Annotated in this window: 16 protein-coding genes and 1 riboswitch; of the genes, 7 read left to right on the top strand and 9 right to left on the bottom strand. The window is 71.4% G+C overall.

The window, feature by feature from the left end:
- Window positions 1-272: 272 nt before the first annotated feature.
- The gene (locus ACGFQ9_RS38000; protein ID WP_393580434.1) at window positions 273-1,070 is read left to right on the top strand and encodes a polysaccharide deacetylase family protein; all 798 of its coding nucleotides are present in this window, start codon (window positions 273-275) and stop codon (window positions 1,068-1,070) included.
- On the top strand, window positions 1,067-2,251 hold the full coding sequence (locus ACGFQ9_RS37995; RefSeq protein ID WP_393580432.1) for a PQQ-binding-like beta-propeller repeat protein: 1,185 nt from the start codon (window positions 1,067-1,069) through the stop codon (window positions 2,249-2,251). Before ACGFQ9_RS38000 ends, ACGFQ9_RS37995 begins: the two co-directional genes overlap by 4 nt.
- Window positions 2,252-2,332: 81 nt before the next feature.
- Here ACGFQ9_RS37995 and ACGFQ9_RS37990 read toward each other — a convergent pair whose 3' ends face one another.
- Together ACGFQ9_RS37990 and ACGFQ9_RS37985 are read right to left on the bottom strand one after the other, a co-directional pair.
- Window positions 2,333-3,526, bottom strand: coding sequence for a cytochrome P450 (locus ACGFQ9_RS37990; protein WP_393580468.1), 1,194 nt, complete (start codon window positions 3,524-3,526; stop codon window positions 2,333-2,335).
- Window positions 3,516-4,259 carry a tRNA-dependent cyclodipeptide synthase gene (locus tag ACGFQ9_RS37985; RefSeq protein WP_393580431.1) on the bottom strand — a complete coding sequence of 248 codons (744 nt, stop codon included), beginning with the start codon at window positions 4,257-4,259 and terminating at the stop codon, window positions 3,516-3,518. Before ACGFQ9_RS37985 ends, ACGFQ9_RS37990 begins: the two co-directional genes overlap by 11 nt.
- A 280-nt stretch (window positions 4,260-4,539) precedes the next feature.
- On the opposite strand from ACGFQ9_RS37985, the gene ACGFQ9_RS37980 reads away from it, so the two are divergent.
- A complete protein-coding gene (locus tag ACGFQ9_RS37980) occupies window positions 4,540-4,752 on the top strand; it encodes an EF-hand domain-containing protein (protein ID WP_393580430.1) in 213 nt (70 codons plus the stop codon).
- A 75-nt stretch (window positions 4,753-4,827) separates the two neighbouring features.
- Here the strand turns inward: ACGFQ9_RS37980 and ACGFQ9_RS37975 are convergent, their stop codons facing one another.
- Window positions 4,828-5,406 (bottom strand): PadR family transcriptional regulator, encoded by a 579-nt coding sequence (locus ACGFQ9_RS37975; protein WP_393580429.1) that lies wholly within the window; start codon window positions 5,404-5,406, stop codon window positions 4,828-4,830.
- 85 nt (window positions 5,407-5,491) lie between these two features.
- Between ACGFQ9_RS37975 and ACGFQ9_RS37970 the strand changes: the two genes are divergently transcribed.
- Window positions 5,492-6,139 carry a TetR/AcrR family transcriptional regulator gene (locus ACGFQ9_RS37970; RefSeq protein ID WP_393580428.1) on the top strand — a complete coding sequence of 216 codons (648 nt, stop codon included), beginning with the start codon at window positions 5,492-5,494 and terminating at the stop codon, window positions 6,137-6,139.
- A gap of 108 nt (window positions 6,140-6,247) precedes the next feature.
- Window positions 6,248-7,150, top strand: a complete 903-nt coding sequence (locus ACGFQ9_RS37965; RefSeq protein ID WP_393580427.1) for an SGNH/GDSL hydrolase family protein — start codon at window positions 6,248-6,250, stop codon at window positions 7,148-7,150.
- Window positions 7,151-7,287: 137 nt separating this feature from the next.
- Here the strand turns inward: ACGFQ9_RS37965 and ACGFQ9_RS37960 are convergent, their stop codons facing one another.
- From ACGFQ9_RS37960 to ACGFQ9_RS37945, 4 genes are read right to left on the bottom strand one after another with little or no spacing between them, the layout of a single operon-like run.
- Entirely contained in the window at window positions 7,288-8,112 is an 825-nt protein-coding gene (locus ACGFQ9_RS37960) for an energy-coupling factor ABC transporter ATP-binding protein (protein ID WP_393580466.1), read from the bottom strand.
- A complete protein-coding gene (cbiQ, locus tag ACGFQ9_RS37955; RefSeq protein ID WP_393580426.1) occupies window positions 8,103-8,852 on the bottom strand; it encodes a cobalt ECF transporter T component CbiQ in 750 nt (249 codons plus the stop codon). Before cbiQ ends, ACGFQ9_RS37960 begins: the two co-directional genes overlap by 10 nt.
- 4 nt (window positions 8,853-8,856) lie before the next feature.
- Window positions 8,857-9,216, bottom strand: coding sequence for an energy-coupling factor ABC transporter substrate-binding protein (locus ACGFQ9_RS37950; protein ID WP_393580464.1), 360 nt, complete (start codon window positions 9,214-9,216; stop codon window positions 8,857-8,859).
- A gap of 11 nt (window positions 9,217-9,227) precedes the next feature.
- Entirely contained in the window at window positions 9,228-9,920 is a 693-nt protein-coding gene (locus ACGFQ9_RS37945) for an energy-coupling factor ABC transporter permease (protein ID WP_393580425.1), read from the bottom strand.
- Between the two features lie 28 nt (window positions 9,921-9,948).
- Window positions 9,949-10,143, bottom strand: a riboswitch (cobalamin riboswitch).
- A 109-nt stretch (window positions 10,144-10,252) separates the two neighbouring features.
- Here ACGFQ9_RS37945 and ACGFQ9_RS37940 point away from each other — a divergent pair.
- Window positions 10,253-10,822, top strand: a complete 570-nt coding sequence (locus ACGFQ9_RS37940) for a DJ-1/PfpI family protein (RefSeq protein WP_393580423.1) — start codon at window positions 10,253-10,255, stop codon at window positions 10,820-10,822.
- Window positions 10,823-10,893: 71 nt separating this feature from the next.
- On the opposite strand, the gene ACGFQ9_RS37935 is transcribed toward ACGFQ9_RS37940, so the two are convergent.
- Window positions 10,894-11,442 (bottom strand): hypothetical protein, encoded by a 549-nt coding sequence (locus ACGFQ9_RS37935; protein WP_393580422.1) that lies wholly within the window; start codon window positions 11,440-11,442, stop codon window positions 10,894-10,896.
- 165 nt (window positions 11,443-11,607) lie between these two features.
- Here ACGFQ9_RS37935 and ACGFQ9_RS37930 point away from each other — a divergent pair, with 165 nt between their 5' ends.
- On the top strand, window positions 11,608-12,312 hold the full coding sequence (locus ACGFQ9_RS37930) for a hypothetical protein (RefSeq protein ID WP_393580421.1): 705 nt from the start codon (window positions 11,608-11,610) through the stop codon (window positions 12,310-12,312).
- Window positions 12,313-12,384: 72 nt separating this feature from the next.
- Here the strand turns inward: ACGFQ9_RS37930 and ACGFQ9_RS37925 are convergent, their stop codons facing one another.
- Window positions 12,385-13,767: an L-serine ammonia-lyase gene (locus ACGFQ9_RS37925; RefSeq protein WP_393580420.1), complete on the bottom strand. Its 1,383-nt coding sequence runs from the start codon at window positions 13,765-13,767 to the stop codon at window positions 12,385-12,387.
- Window positions 13,768-14,015 lie beyond the last annotated feature (248 nt).

The raw sequence follows: 14,015 nt of genomic DNA, 5'->3' as shown, positions 1-14,015 counted from the left end.
GGGTCAATGGGAAGGCGCGACTCCGACTATGGCAGACGGACGCCCAAAACGCCAAAAGTCCCGAGTCGGACATAAGTGTGCATATAGCAAGAGTTTCTAGCTAAATCTTAGGTGAGGTGGGCCACTCGCCTGGCAATCGATGAACAAATATCGAACGCTCCGCATACTTCGTTGATCGAATACCGGACGGGCGTCGATCGGGAGGGGCGCGCGAAAGAGCCTGAATTGGGTCAATCGTTACCTTCCAGGCGTCTCGGCTCTTAAATGAGCAGGTGATCTGCCACCCGGACCGCCGAACGGCCCTCCGCACCGGCGCCGCCTTCGCCGCCGGGGCCCTCACCGCCGCCTGCGGCGCCCCCGGCCCGGCCGCCCCGGCCGGTTCCGCTCCCGGCTCCCCTTCCGGTGCGCCGCCCCCGGCCCGCCCGGCCGCCCCGCCGGCCGCGCCCGCCCCCCGCGCCTTCCGCGGGCAGCCGGACCAGATCGACCACGGCCCGCGCACCCGGCGCCGGGTCGCCCTCACCTTCCACGGCAACGGGGACCCCGCCACCGCCCGCGCGGTACTGGCCGAGGCCGCGCGGGCGGGCGCGCGGGTGACCGTACTGGCCGTGGGGGAGTGGCTCGACGCCCACCCGGAGCTCGCCCGCCGGATCCTGGACGGCGGGCACGACCTCGGCAACCACACCCAGCGCCACGCCGACATCAACACCATGACCGAGGAGGCGGCGCACGCCGAGATCACCGCCTGCGCACAGCGGCTGAAGCGGCTCACCGGCTCCATCGGCACCTGGTTCCGGCCCTCCAGGACGCAGTACGCCGCCGCGCCGGTACTGAAGGCGGCCCGGCGGGCCGGCTATCCGCACGTCCTCTCCTACGACGTGGACTCCCTCGACTTCACCTCGCCCGGCGCCGCGGCCGTCATCCGCAACGTCACCGGGGAGATCCTTCCCGGATCGGTGGTGAGCCTGCACTTCGGCTACGCGGACACGGTCGACGCGATGCCCTCCCTCCTCGAAGAACTCGCGCGCCGCGACCTGCGCGCGGTGACCACCACGGAGCTGCTGACCCCATGACGACCACCCGCCTCCACCGCAAGGCCGGCGTGCTGCTGGCCGGACTGCTCCTCGCCGCCCTGGCCGGCTGCGGATCCGACGGCAAGGGCAGTCCCGAGGCGCTCGGCACCAACGCCGCGGCCCGGCAGGCCAAGGTGCCCGCCGCCCCGCCGGGACTGCCCGGGATGCCGCCCCTGCTGGACCCGAAGGACGTCTACGCGGCGGACCGGCCGGGGAAGCTCTCCCCGGTGGTCAAGGACTTCCCGTCCCGGGTGTACGTGCCCAACACCGGCTCCAACACGGTCTCGGTGATCGACCCGGCCACCTACCAGGTGATCGACACCATCCCGGTCGGCGTCCAGCCGCAGCACGTGGTGCCGTCCTGGGACCTGAAGACCCTCTGGGTCAACAACAACCGGGGGCACACCCTGACCCCGATCAACCCGGCGACCGGCCAGGCGGGCGACGCCGTCGAGGTGCACGACCCGTACAACCTGTACTTCACGCCGCACGGCAAGTACGCGGTGGTCATGGCCTCACTGGACCGCGAGCTGGTCTTCCGGGACCCGCACACCATGGACCGCGTGAAGACCGTGCCGGTCAGCTGCTACGGGGTCAACCACGCGGACTTCTCGGCGGACGGCCGGTACTTCATCGTGTCCTGTGAGTTCTCCGGCGAACTCCTCAAGGTGGACACGGAGAAGATGGAGGTCGTCGGCCAGCAGAAGCTCCCCTTCGAGGGCGCCATGCCGCAGGACGTGAAGATCTCCCCGGACGGAAAGACCTTCTACGTCGCCGACATGATGGCGGACGGCATGTGGGTGCTGGACGGGGAGAAGTTCACCGTCCCCAAGCTGCTGCCCACCGGCAAGGGCTGTCACGGCCTGTACGTCAGCCGGGACTCCAGGGAGATGTACATCTCCAACCGCGGCGAGGGCACCGTCTCGGTCTTCGACTTCCCGAAGAACAGGCTCACCAAGAAGTGGGAGCTGCCGGGCGGCGGCAGCCCCGACATGGGCGGGGTCTCCGCCGACGGCAAGGTGCTGTGGCTCTCCGGCCGCTACGACGGCGAGGTCTACGCGATCGACACCACGACCGGCAAGCAGCTGGCCCGGATCAAGGTGGGCAACGGGCCGCACGGGCTGGCGGTGTACCCGCAGCCCGGCCGCTACTCGCTGGGCCACACCGGCATCTTCCGCTGAGCGGCGGCGGCCGGAGAACGGTCGCGGCCGGAGAGTGGTCGACGGCGCCCCGGGACACCCTTCCCGGGGCGCCGTCCCGCATCACCAGGCGACCGGGAGCCGCTCCGGCAGTCGCTTGATGAAGCCCGTGCGCCAGACGAGGTTCTCCGCGGGGACCGCCAGGCGCAGCTCGGGCAGCCGCTCGACCAGCACCTCCAGCGCGATCTCCGCGTGGACCCGGCCGAGCGCCGAGGCCGGGCAGAAGTGCCGGCCGCCGCCGAAGGCGAGGTGCGGGTTCTGCTCGCGCTCGAAGTCGAGCCGCTCCGGGTGCGCGAACACCGCAGGGTCGAAGTTGGCGCCCTCGATCAGCACCAGCACCAGCTCTCCCTCGCGCACCAGCACGTCGCCGAGCCGGACGTCGGCCAGCGCGATGCGCGGCAGCCCGTCGCCCACCGACAGGTTCCAGCGCAGCAGTTCGTCGACCGCCTTCCCCATCAGCTCGGGACGGGCGCGGAGCGTGCCGATGAGCTCCGGGTGCCGGAGCAGCGCCAGCACGGCGAGGACGAGGAAGGCCGAGGTGGACACCGCGCCCGCCCCGAACAGGGAGACGGCCACGGTGGCGAACATGTCGTCGGTCAGATGGGCCGACTCCGGGTCCGCCTCGCGCAGTCCGGCGAACCGGCCCAGCAGCCCCGTACGGGTGTCGGCGTCCCGTACGAGCTGTTCGTGGAACCGGTCGACGAAGTAGCCGACGTCCTTGTACCAGTTGAGGGCCGAGTCGGCGAAGGGTTCGCGCGCCGTCATGAACGCGACGTCCAGGCCCGACATCAGCCGGCGCCAGTCCGTCAGGGGCACCCCCAGCACCTCGCAGTGCAGGGCCGCCGAGTACGGGTCGGCGAAGGCCGCCCGCAGGTCGACCGGGCCGCCCTCGGCCACGATGTCGTCCACCAGCCGGTGCGCGGTGGCGCGCAGGAACCCGTCGAGACCCTCCTGGCGCGGGTTGAGGGACTTCATCACGGCGTTGCGGAGCCCCGCGCTGTTGATGTTGCCCATGTTGTTGACGACCTCGGGCGGGATCGTCAGAGCGTACTGGCGCGGCACACCGGCGTTCGCGGTGTCCTTGAGGCTGAACCGCTCGTCCTCCAGGACCTGCTTGGCCAGCGCGTGGCTGCTCACCAGCCAGGCGGTGTCCCCGGTGAGGGTGCGCACGCGGGCCACCGGGGCCTTCTCGCGCAGCCAGGTGCACTCGTCGGGGAGCACGTCGCCCCGCCGGGAGAGCGGAAAGTCAAGCTGCACGCTGGTCAACGGGATCCCCTCCGGCGGGTTCGGTGGCTTCTGTGGTTTCGGGGCGTACGACGGCGTACGCCTGGTTCCGGGTGGCCCGCAGACCTCCGCCGCGGCCGAACAGCACCTCGGTCATCGGCATCTGCACGTGGTACGCCGCGACCGACGACGGAACGTCGAGAATGCTGGGCGTATCGATGAAGAAGGGAAGTTCCGCCGCGAGGTAGTCGAAACACACCCGGAGCTGCCCATCGGTGATCGATTCGCCGTCCGGAAGCTTCGACCCGACGAAGTGCAGGGCCATCTCCTCGCAACCCTTGCGGAATTCGTCATCGGTTGCCAGGAAATGCAGCACGCGGCGGCGCAGGAGCTGGTACACGGGATTGTCCTGGAATTCGGACAGAGCCCTCACCCGTATCTCGGGTCTCTCCGTCCCTGATTCCCCGATGCCTTTGATGATCCTCCGCCGGACCGCCTTGATCTCCTTCGCGGCGCGCTTGGCCGCATGCTCCGGGGTGTACCCGAACGCGGCGAACATTCGGTCCACGTGGAGGTCCGCGTAGACGAAGTCCACTTGTGCGAAGCGGCTCATGGCCCATCTGGCGAGGTCTGCGATGCGCTCGGCGCTGAAGTAGCTGTTGCCGGGACTCACGCCGATGAGCACATGGTCGCCGTCTTCCCAGATATGACGGCAGGTGCGGGTGAAGGGCAGGACCTCGAATGTTGCGTCAGCTGTGATCGTCACTTTTGAACGCCCTTGTTTGCCACTTGTCCCTGGGAGCCCTGCGCTCCTGGTGTGGCGGCAATGGCGGTACGTTATTCGGCGGCCCCGGAGCGTGACAAGGGGAATGTGGGCCTGTTCGCTGGAATTATTCGTTCCGCCGCCGGGCGGGTGTCCGTATTCCGTGTTACGGAAGGGTAATTGAATGAATTCCGAGCGTCCGACCGGGACCCCGACTGTGGCGGTGGCGGGGGTGCCGCTACCCTGAGCCGGTCACACCAGCACCGAGAAGGGGTGGATCCCAGTGGCGGACCGCGAGAGCGCCAAGGCGACGTTCGACAGCTTCGACAAGGACGGCGACGGCTTCGTCACGGCCGACGAGTACCGCGAGGCCATGGCCAAGATGGGCGACTTCGCCGTGACCGGCCCGGTGGCCGAGGCGATCATCAAGGCCAAGGACGAGAACGGCGACAAGCTCCTGTCCTTCGACGAGTTCTGGAACTCCCTGAACAAGTAGTGGCACGGCCCGGCTGCGGGCCAACCCCTTCGCCGGCCCCGGCGCGGCCCTCACGGGCCCGCGCCGGGGCCGAGTTCAGTTCGGGGCCGCCGCGCCCGTCTGCGGGCCGGCCTGCTCCTTCTCCAGGGCCTCGACCTCGGCCAGCGCCTCTTCCAGCCAGCTCAGCCAGAAGGTCTCCAGGGCGGTCCCGCCGTGCAGCACCAGCCGGCGCAGCCGGTCCTCGGGCGCGTCCCGGCCGGGCGGGAAGTCCCGCTCCTCGATGGCCTCGTACAGGGCCAGCTGCTGCCGGTGCAGCTCCAGATGGCGTCGCAGCTCCGCGAGGAGACCCTGCGTGCCCACCATGGCGGCGGCCCGGATCCGCAGCAGCAGCGGGTCCCGGATGGACTTCGGGTCCTGGCTCTCCCCGACCCACCGGGCGAGTTCCGCCCGCCCCGCGGGCAGCACCTCGAACTCCTTCTTCTGCCCCCGGGCGGGCTGCGCACTGGGCAGCGCCCGGATCAGCCCGCCCTCCTCCAGTTTCCCCAGCTCCCGGTAGATCTGCTGGTGCGTCGCCGACCAGAAGTACCCGATGGACCGGTCGAACCGCCGCGTCAGCTCCAGCCCCGACGAGGGCTTCTCCAGCAGGGCGGTGAGAATGGCATGCGGCAGCGACATGCGGCCATCGTACGGATCGGACCGGATCGGGCCCCGGCGTCGCAGCACCGGGCTGATGCCCGCCGCCGGGCGAAGGGGAGCGGGAATGGACGGGCGTGGGGCGGGCGCGCGGGATGCGCGGGGGGCGCGGGGTGCCGGGCGGCGTGAGGAGATCATCCGGGCCGCCCTGGCCCTCTTCGGTGAGCACGGATACCGCGGCACCTCCTTCGCGATGCTCGCCAAGCGGGTCGGGCTGACGCAGCAGGGAGTGCTGCACTACTTCCCCACGAAGGAACGGCTCCTGCAGGAGGTGCTGGAGCTGCGCGACCGGCTCGACCGGGAGGCACTCCATACCGCCGGCCCTGTGACGGCGGACCACGACCCGCTGGCGGCGGCCGTGCGGCTGGCCGAGGTCAACGCCGGGCGCCGGGGACTCGTGCAGTGTTTCGCCGGCCTGCTGGGCGACAGCGTCACCGAGGACCACCCGGCCGGCGACTACTTCAGGGACCGGTACGTGCGACTGCGCGCGGTGGTGGAAGGGCGGCTGCGCGCCAAGTACGGCGAACACCTGCCGAGCGGGCTCCCGGTGGACGCGGCCGCCCCGCTCCTGATCGCGGTCTTCGACGGGCTGCAGATGCAGTGGCTGCACGATGTCGAGGTGATCGACATGCCCGGGCTGGTAGGCACGCTGGCCCGGGTGCTGGGCGCCGAAACGGTATGGCCCACCCCCTCAACGCCCCTGCACCCGGAGTGAGTTGACTCACCCTTTACTTACCCGTCGGTTGTACCCGACGGTAACCGGGCGCATCCTCCATTACCTACCTGGTGGTAGGTAGGCCCCCCACCCCCCTATGGAGGAGCTGTGCCCGCACGTCGCTCCACGCTCGCCTGCGCCGTGGCCGTCGCCACCGCCCTGCCCGTCGCCGCCCTGCCCGCCTCCTCGGCCGCGGCTACGGAATCCGGGACCTCCGCAGCGGCGGTCTCCGGCCCGTACGTGGCCCTCGGCGACTCGTACGCCTCCGCGGCCGGCGTCCCCGGCCAGTCCGCCGGCCTGTGCCTGCGGTCGGACCGCAACTACCCGTCGGTCCTGGCCCGGCAGGCCGGATTCACCGGCGTACGCGATGTGACCTGCGCCGCCGCCAAGACCAAGCACATGACCGAGGCGCAGATCTACCCCGTCATCGGGACGGTCAACGCCCCCCAGCTGAACGCCGTCACCGCCGACACCCGGCTGGTCACGCTCACCATCGGCGGCAACGACCTCGGCGCGAGCGACCTCGGCGTGGCCGAGGTCATCCTCAAGTGCGTGTCCCTGTCGTTCGTCTCGCCCCTCGGCGCGCCCTGCAAGCGGTCCTACGGCACCACGCTCGACGGCCGGATCGCCTCAGCGGGAAGCGGGGTCGCGTCCACCGTCCGGGAGATCCGCCGGCGCGCGCCACAGGCGAAGATCATGGTGGTCGGCTACCCCGCCGTCCTGCCGGAGAACGAGTGGGACTGCCTCTTCAAGCAGCCCATCACGGTCTACGACGCGGCCTTCCTGCGCACCACCGTCAAGAGACTCAACCGCACCCTGGCCCGGCAGGCCGAGGCGAACGGCGCGACCTTCGTGGACACCTACACGCCCACCATCGGCCACGACATCTGCCAGGACCCGGAGGACCGCTGGATCGAGGGCATCCTCCCCCGGGATCCCGCGGTCCCGATCCACCCCAACGCCCGCGGCGAACGGGCCATGGCCGAGGCCACCCTCGCCGCCCTGCGTTAGCGGGAGGCGCATACGGCACACCCGCCCCGGACGCGGCGGTGGCGGTCGTGGCGGAACCGGCCGCGGACGCCGTCACCCACGGCCGGGGCGGGGGCCCGGGGAAGACCGTCCGGGCGCTGCTCGCCCGGTAGGCGGGGTCAGGCCGGCCAGACCGACAGGGCCTCGGGGGTGCGGGGGCCGGGTGCGGCGGCGTCGAGCATCCCCCGGGTCCGGAGGAACGCGGTCACCGCAGGTGACCACGCCTGCCGGAGCCCGGCCGAGGCCAGCAGCTCCGGGTCGGAGAGGAGGTCGGCGGACGGGCCGGTGCGGATCCCGTCCGGCGTGAGCACCGCCGCGTCGTCGGCCCACCGCACTGCCAGGTCCACGTCGTGGGTGGCCATCACCACCGTGGTGTCCGTCAGCCCGGCCAGGACGTCCAGCAGCCGCTCCTGCCCGTCCGGGTCCAGCCCGGCCGTCGGCTCGTCCAGGATCAGCACCCTCGGCCGCATCGCGACCGCGCCCGCGATCGCCGCCCGCTTGCGCTGGCCGTAGGACAGCAGGTGGGTGGGGCGGTCCCGGAGCGCGGTGATGTCCAGCGCGGCGAGCGCGGCGTCCACGCGAGCGCGCACCTCCGCGACCTCCAGCCCCAGGTTCAGCGGTCCGAAGGACACGTCCTGCTCCACCGAGGCGGCGAACAGCTGGTCGTCGGGGTCCTGCACGACCAGCTGGACCGAGGTCCGCAGCCGGGTCAGGCCCGCGCGGTCGTACCGCACGGGCGAGCCGTCCAGCCGCAGTTCGCCGGCGACGGGCCGCAGCCCCCCGCTCAGCAGCCGCATCAGGGTGGTCTTGCCGCTGCCGTTGCGGCCCAGCAGGGCCAGCGAGCGGCCCCGCGCGATCCCGAAGTCCAGGCCGGACAGCACCGTCGGGCCGTCCTCGTACGCGTAGGCCGCGCCCGACAGTTCCACCAACGGCTTCAAAGCCAGAGTCCTTTCAGTACGAGGGTCGCGCCGGTCACGGCGGACAGCAGGGCGCCGGACGCCGCCAGGAACCGCCACGACACCGCCGCCTCCGGCACCAGCACCCGCAGGGTGCCGTCGTAGCCGCGGCCCGCCAGCCCCGCCTGGAGCCGTGCCGCGCGCTCGAAGGCCCGGACGAAGGCGGTCGCGGCCAGACCGGCCACCGAACGCCAGGCCGCGGCCCGGCCGGTGTTCCCCAGCCGGGCCGCCTGCGCGGTCCGCACCTGGGCGAGGGAGTCCAGCAGCAGGAAGCCGATCCGGTACATCACCAGGGCCACGTCCACCACCGGCGCCGGGACCCCGGCCCGCACCAGCCGCGGCAGCACGTCCGAGACCGGGGTGGTGAACGCGAACAGCAGCACGCCGAGCGAGGCCGCCGACGTACGGAGCAGCAGGTCGGCCGCGTGCCGGGGCCCGTCCGGGGCGAGCGCGAGCCAGCCGTCCGGGCCGCCCACCGAGAACAGCAGCGGCACGGCACCGGTGAAGCAGAAACCGAGCGGGATCCGGAACGCCCGCCACAGCCGGCGGCCGGGCACCCCGGCCGGGCCGAGCAGCACGGCCAGCGTGGCCGCGGCCACCAGCGGCCCGCCGGGCCAGGGCGGCAGGCATACCGCGGCGACCGTCAGGCCCAGGCCCAGCAGGGCCTTCTCCAGCGGGTGGCGGCCGCGCCAGCGACTGCTGTGCGCGGCCGCGTCGATCGGGAGCACGGGCTCAGGACTCCGTGGCGGCCGGGGCCTTGGCGGAGTCCGGGGCGGACCCGTCGGCCGCTCCGGCCGCCGCGCCCTGCCGCCGGCCGCGCCGCAGCCCGAAGTAGTACGCGAGCACGCCCGCGCCGATCGCCGCCTGCAGGGCGAACAGCGCCGACTCCACCTCGCCGGACGGGGGCTCGTAGAGGGGGGAGAACCACGGCTCGTAGTCCGGCTTCAGCTCGGTGATCGCCGCCTCGGCCTGCGCGTCCGCACCGGCGAACGGCTCTTCCTTGTCGTCACCGAGCCCCAGGGCGAGCGGCAGTACGGCCAGCGCCGCCACCAGGAGCAGCAGCAGGGAATTGATCTTCGCGTTCTTCGACATGCCCTTCGCCATCAGACCGCGGCCTCCTGCTCCTGCTTCTTGGTGAACTTCGCGACGCCCAGCCGGACCAGGTCCGACTTGCTGGACTGCATCAGCAGCCGCATCACCAGCACCGTGAGCAGGCCCTCGCTGACGGCGAGCGGGATCTGGGTGACCGCGAAGATGCCGCCGAACTTCGCGAGCGCGCCCGCGAAGCCGCTGCCCGGGTCGGGGAAGGCCAGCGCCAGCTGGACCGAGGTCACGCAGTAGGTGACCAGGTCGGCGAAGAAGGCACCGAAGAAGACCGAGACCATCAGCGGGGTCCCGGTCTTCTGCAGCAGGCGGTAGACGGCATAGCCCGCCCAGGGGCCGGCGATCGCCATCGAGAAGACGTTGGCGCCCAGGGTGGTCAGTCCGCCGTGGGCCAGCAGCAGGGCCTGGAAGAGCAGGGTGATCGTGCCCAGCACGGCCATGATCGGGGGCCGGAACAGGATCGCCCCCAGCCCCGTCCCGGTCGGGTGGGAACAACTGCCCGTCACCGAGGGGATCTTCAGGGCGGAGAGGACGAAGGTGAACGCTCCGGACGCGCCGAGGAGCAGTGTGCTCTCGGGGTTCTCCTTGACCTCACGGGTCAGCGCACGGACACCGTGGACGACGAAGGGAGCGGACGCGGCGCCCCAGGCGACCGCGTGCAATGGGGGCAGGAACCCCTCGGCAATATGCATGGGTTGGGAGACCTCTCCAGCACCTCGTGGATGGACAACGCGCCCCGGCCGGTCTCCTGGCTCACGGGTGCTGATGCCCTGGCTCCGCCTTCCCGGGCCGTGCGGTCTCCCACGGCGGCCCAGTGGCTTCCGTACGGAGTGGAGCCGGACTTCCCGATCACAGTGGCGAGGGCCGCACCGGTTTTCCACCGGTTTCCCGTACACCAAGGCCAGATGACCCTAGTCGTCCGCCCGTACGCGCCACAACCCGCCCCCTCCCGGTCGGTTTGGGCGGCCCCCGCGCGGGCAGGGTCGCCGGGGTCCGTACGTGTCCCACATCACGGGAGCAGCCCATGGCAGTGAAGGTCCTGATCGTCACCGGTGACGCGGCGGAGTCGCTGGAGGTCCTCTATCCGTACCAGCGGCTCCTCGAAGAGGGGTACGAGGTGCACATCGCGGCCCCGGCGGTGAAGAAACTCCGCTTCGTGGTGCACGACTTCGAGGACGGCTTCGACACGTACACCGAGAAGCCCGGCTACACCTGGCCGGCCGACGTGGCGTTCGCGGACGTCGACCCGGGGCAGTACGCGGCGCTGGTGATCCCCGGCGGGCGGGCCCCCGAGTACCTGCGCAACGACCCCGAGGTGAAGCGGATCATCGCCGCCTTCACCGGGGCGGACAAGCCGGTCGCGCAGATCTGCCACGGTCCGCTGATGACCGCCGCCGCCGGGAGCCTGGACGGGCGGCGGGTCACCGCCTACCCGGCGCTGGAGCTCGACATGCGGGGCGCCGGCGGGGCCTTCGAGAACTCCGAGGCGGTGGTCGACGGCACCCTGGTCTCGGCCCGTGCCTGGCCCGACCACCCGGCGTGGATGCGCGAGTTCCTGACGGTCCTGCGTTCCAAGGCACCGGTCGGCGGCTGACCCGGGACCTGCGGAACCGGCCGGGCCCCGGGGCGTGCGACGACCCCGGGGCCCGGCCAGGTGCTGCTCGCTCAGCAGACGTTGGCGTGCCTGACGTCCAGCACGAACCGCTCCGGATTGTGCAGCTTGAACGTCTTGTAGACGGGATAGGTGTTGAAGGCGGCGCCGAAGGTCACGTACCCCTCGTAGTCGCCGGTCATGGCGATGCCCTTGAGCTTGGGCAGCCAGATCCGCTGGAGCTTCGGCCCCTTGTAGACGGACTGTCCCGCGTCGTTGTGGGCGGCGGCCGGGTGGAGGCGGATCTCCAGGAAGTACTTCCCCGCGAGCGGGACCGGCTTGCCGGACCCGTCGTAGTACAGCTTGGCGGTCCTGCGGACGGCGACGTCGGGGACGTACCCCTTCACGTCGATGACGAGCCGGTCGTACGTGCAGTGGCCGCCCCAGCGGGCGTTGACCACGAGCGGCGTCGTGCTCCAGGTGGCGGTGGTGGCCGGCTCCGCGGCCGGGAGCTGCGCCGAGGCAGGCGCGGCGAACCCGATTCCGGCGGTGAGGAGGGCACCCGTGGCCAGGGCCACGAGCTGCCGGCGGCGTATGCGGTGGACGGGGCGGGTGAGCTTCATTGCGTCCCCCGGTTTCTCCGGATGTAAGGGGACAATGCTGACAACCATGGAGACATCCATCGTCGCCGTGCGGTTCCGGCCGCGCACGGGAAATGTGGCGGGTTCGGATCGGTGCGCCGGGATGTGACCATGGCCCCCTGAGCAACTCGTGTTCCTGGGGGGACCATGCGCATCACCCGTACCGTCGCCGGCCTGGTGGCGGCCACCGCCGCCGCGGCCCTGCTGGCCGGCTGCAGCACGCCGGCGGCGAAGCCGGAGAAGACCGCGTCCGCGGGGGTCACCCAGGCCCCGCCGGGCGGCCCGGCCGAGCTCGACCCGGAGCCGCGCCCGCAGGACCAGAACCTGCTGGCCTGGACCGGCGACCCGAACGACGCCGGCCATGTCACGGCCCAGTCCTCCGCCGGGGTCGGCGGCCGGGTGACCCTGGTCCGGATCGTCCTGCGCGAGCGGACCAGCTGGTCGAACATCTGGCTGGGACTGGCCGGGATCGACCCGAACGCCCAGCTGGCCGACTGCTACCTCGGCGTGTACGACGCCAAGGGCGTCCTCCGCGGATCCACCGCTGACGTCTCCCCGCAGCTGATGACCGACGCGATCGCCAAGCCGCTGGCCCTCCAGAAGCCCTTCACCGCCGAGCCGGGCACCTACTTCATCGCGCTGCTGCTGAACGGCAGCTGGGCCACCAACCTGCTGACCCTGAAGGCCACCGGGGCCGGTATCTCGGTGAACGCGGGCCTGACCCCGCCGAACCTGCGCTACAGCACCGTGCTCACCGGGCAGACCGCCCTGCCCGCCACCCTGGACCTCACCCAGCAGTCCACCAGCACCATCAACACCGGCTGGGCCAGCCAGTGGTACGCCGTCTCCTGACGCGACGGTGGGGTGCGCGCCCCGCCGGGCCCGCACCCCACCGGTATCAGCGAGCGGTGAGCGTCGGCACTCTCAGCACTCGATGACGTTGACCGCGAGGCCGCCGCGCGCGGTCTCCTTGTACTTGACCTTCATGTCGGCGCCGGTCTCCTTCATGGTCTTGATGACCTTGTCCAGCGAGACCTTGTGGCTGCCGTCCCCGCGCATCGCCATCCTCGCCGCGGTGACGGCCTTCACCGCGGCCATGCCGTTGCGCTCGATGCACGGGATCTGGACCAGGCCGCCGACCGGGTCGCAGGTCAGGCCGAGGTTGTGCTCCATGCCGATCTCGGCCGCGTTCTCCACCTGCTCCGGGGTGCCGCCGAGCACCTCGGCCAGCGCGCCCGCCGCCATGGAGCAGGCGGAGCCGACCTCGCCCTGGCAGCCGACCTCGGCGCCGGAGATCGAGGCGTTCTCCTTGAACAGCATGCCGATCGCGCCCGCGGCGAGGAGGAAGCGGACCACGCCGTCCTCGTCGGCGCCCGGGACGAAGTTCACGTAGTAGTGCAGGACGGCCGGGAGCACGCCCGCGGCGCCGTTCGTCGGGGCGGTCACGACCCGGCCGCCGGCCGCGTTCTCCTCGTTCACCGCCATCGCGTAGATCGTCGTCCACTCGCTGCGGTGCAGCAGCGGGTCGCCCTCGGTGCGCAGCTGGCGGGCGGTGGCGGCGGCGCGCCGCTTGACCCGCAGACCGCCCGGCAGGATGCCCTCGCGGGACATGCCGCGGGAGACGCAGGCCTGCATGACCCGCCAGATCTCCAGCAGCCCCTCGCGGATCTCCTCCTCGGTGCGCCAGGCCTTCTCGTTCTCCAGCATCAGGGAGGAGATCGACAGGCCGGTCTCGCGGGTCAGCCGGAGCATCTCGTCACCGGAGCGGAAGGGGTACTTCAGCACGGTGTCGTCGAGCTTGATCCGGTCCTCGCCGACCGCGTCCTCGTCGACCACGAAGCCGCCGCCGACCGAGTAGTACGTCTTCTCCAGCAGCGGGGCGCCCGCCTCGTCGTAGGCGAAGAGGGTCATGCCGTTGGCGTGGTACGGCAGTGAGCGGCGGCGGTGCAGGATCAGCTGGTTCGGCTCGTCGAAGTCGATCTCGTGCACGTCGCCTATCTCCGCGCCGAGCAGCCGCAGCCTCTTGTTCTGCCGGATGCGCTCGACCTCGTCGTCGGCCTTCTCGACGTCGACCGTACGCGGGGAGTAACCCTCCAGACCCAGGAGGACGGCCTTGGGGGTGCCGTGGCCGTGGCCGGTCGCGCCCAGGGAGCCGTACAGCTCGGCCCGGACCGAGACGGTCTGGGCGAGCAGGCCGTCCTTCTTGAGCCGGTTCACGAACATGCGGGCGGCACGCATCGGCCCGACGGTGTGGGAGGAGGAGGGACCGATGCCGATCGAGAAGAGATCGAAGACGGAAATGGCCACGGTGGCGGACTCCCTTGTCTGCTCGTGGGGTGGGAGGGCAGGAGAGGTGATTTTTGTGGATTTTGTCCGGCAGACGAGCGTATCGCGCCGACGTGAACGACTCGCTTGCGGAAGGGGGCCGTGAGGGGTCGGCCGGGCGTGAATCGGCTCACGCTCTCCGGCCGCCGTCGAGGCCGGCCGGTGTGCTGCTGGAGGGGTGCGGTGCCGGGCTGCGGGTCCGGTACCGGGGCGGTCGGGTCCGCGTGGAG

Origin of the sequence: Streptomyces sp. NPDC048603 (assembly GCF_043199475.1) — a bacterium.
Taxonomy (GTDB): domain Bacteria; phylum Actinomycetota; class Actinomycetes; order Streptomycetales; family Streptomycetaceae; genus Streptomyces.
Note: the sequence above shows the minus strand (reverse complement) of the source record. Positions and strands in the feature narration are given on the sequence as shown.

What these genes read in the sequence shown, in the direction of transcription:
- ACGFQ9_RS37995 (WP_393580432.1), top strand. Translation starts at nt 1,067, where the DNA reads ATGACGACCACCCGCCTCCACCGCAAGGCCGGCGTGCTGCTGGCCGGA.
- ACGFQ9_RS37975 (WP_393580429.1), bottom strand. Translation starts at nt 5,406, where the DNA reads ATGTCGCTGCCGCATGCCATTCTCACCGCCCTGCTGGAGAAGCCCTCG.
- ACGFQ9_RS37970 (WP_393580428.1), top strand. Translation starts at nt 5,492, where the DNA reads ATGGACGGGCGTGGGGCGGGCGCGCGGGATGCGCGGGGGGCGCGGGGT.
- ACGFQ9_RS37950 (WP_393580464.1), bottom strand. Translation starts at nt 9,216, where the DNA reads ATGTCGAAGAACGCGAAGATCAATTCCCTGCTGCTGCTCCTGGTGGCG.
- ACGFQ9_RS37945 (WP_393580425.1), bottom strand. Translation starts at nt 9,920, where the DNA reads ATGCATATTGCCGAGGGGTTCCTGCCCCCATTGCACGCGGTCGCCTGG.
- ACGFQ9_RS37940 (WP_393580423.1), top strand. Translation starts at nt 10,253, where the DNA reads ATGGCAGTGAAGGTCCTGATCGTCACCGGTGACGCGGCGGAGTCGCTG.
- ACGFQ9_RS37935 (WP_393580422.1), bottom strand. Translation starts at nt 11,442, where the DNA reads ATGAAGCTCACCCGCCCCGTCCACCGCATACGCCGCCGGCAGCTCGTG.
- ACGFQ9_RS37930 (WP_393580421.1), top strand. Translation starts at nt 11,608, where the DNA reads ATGCGCATCACCCGTACCGTCGCCGGCCTGGTGGCGGCCACCGCCGCC.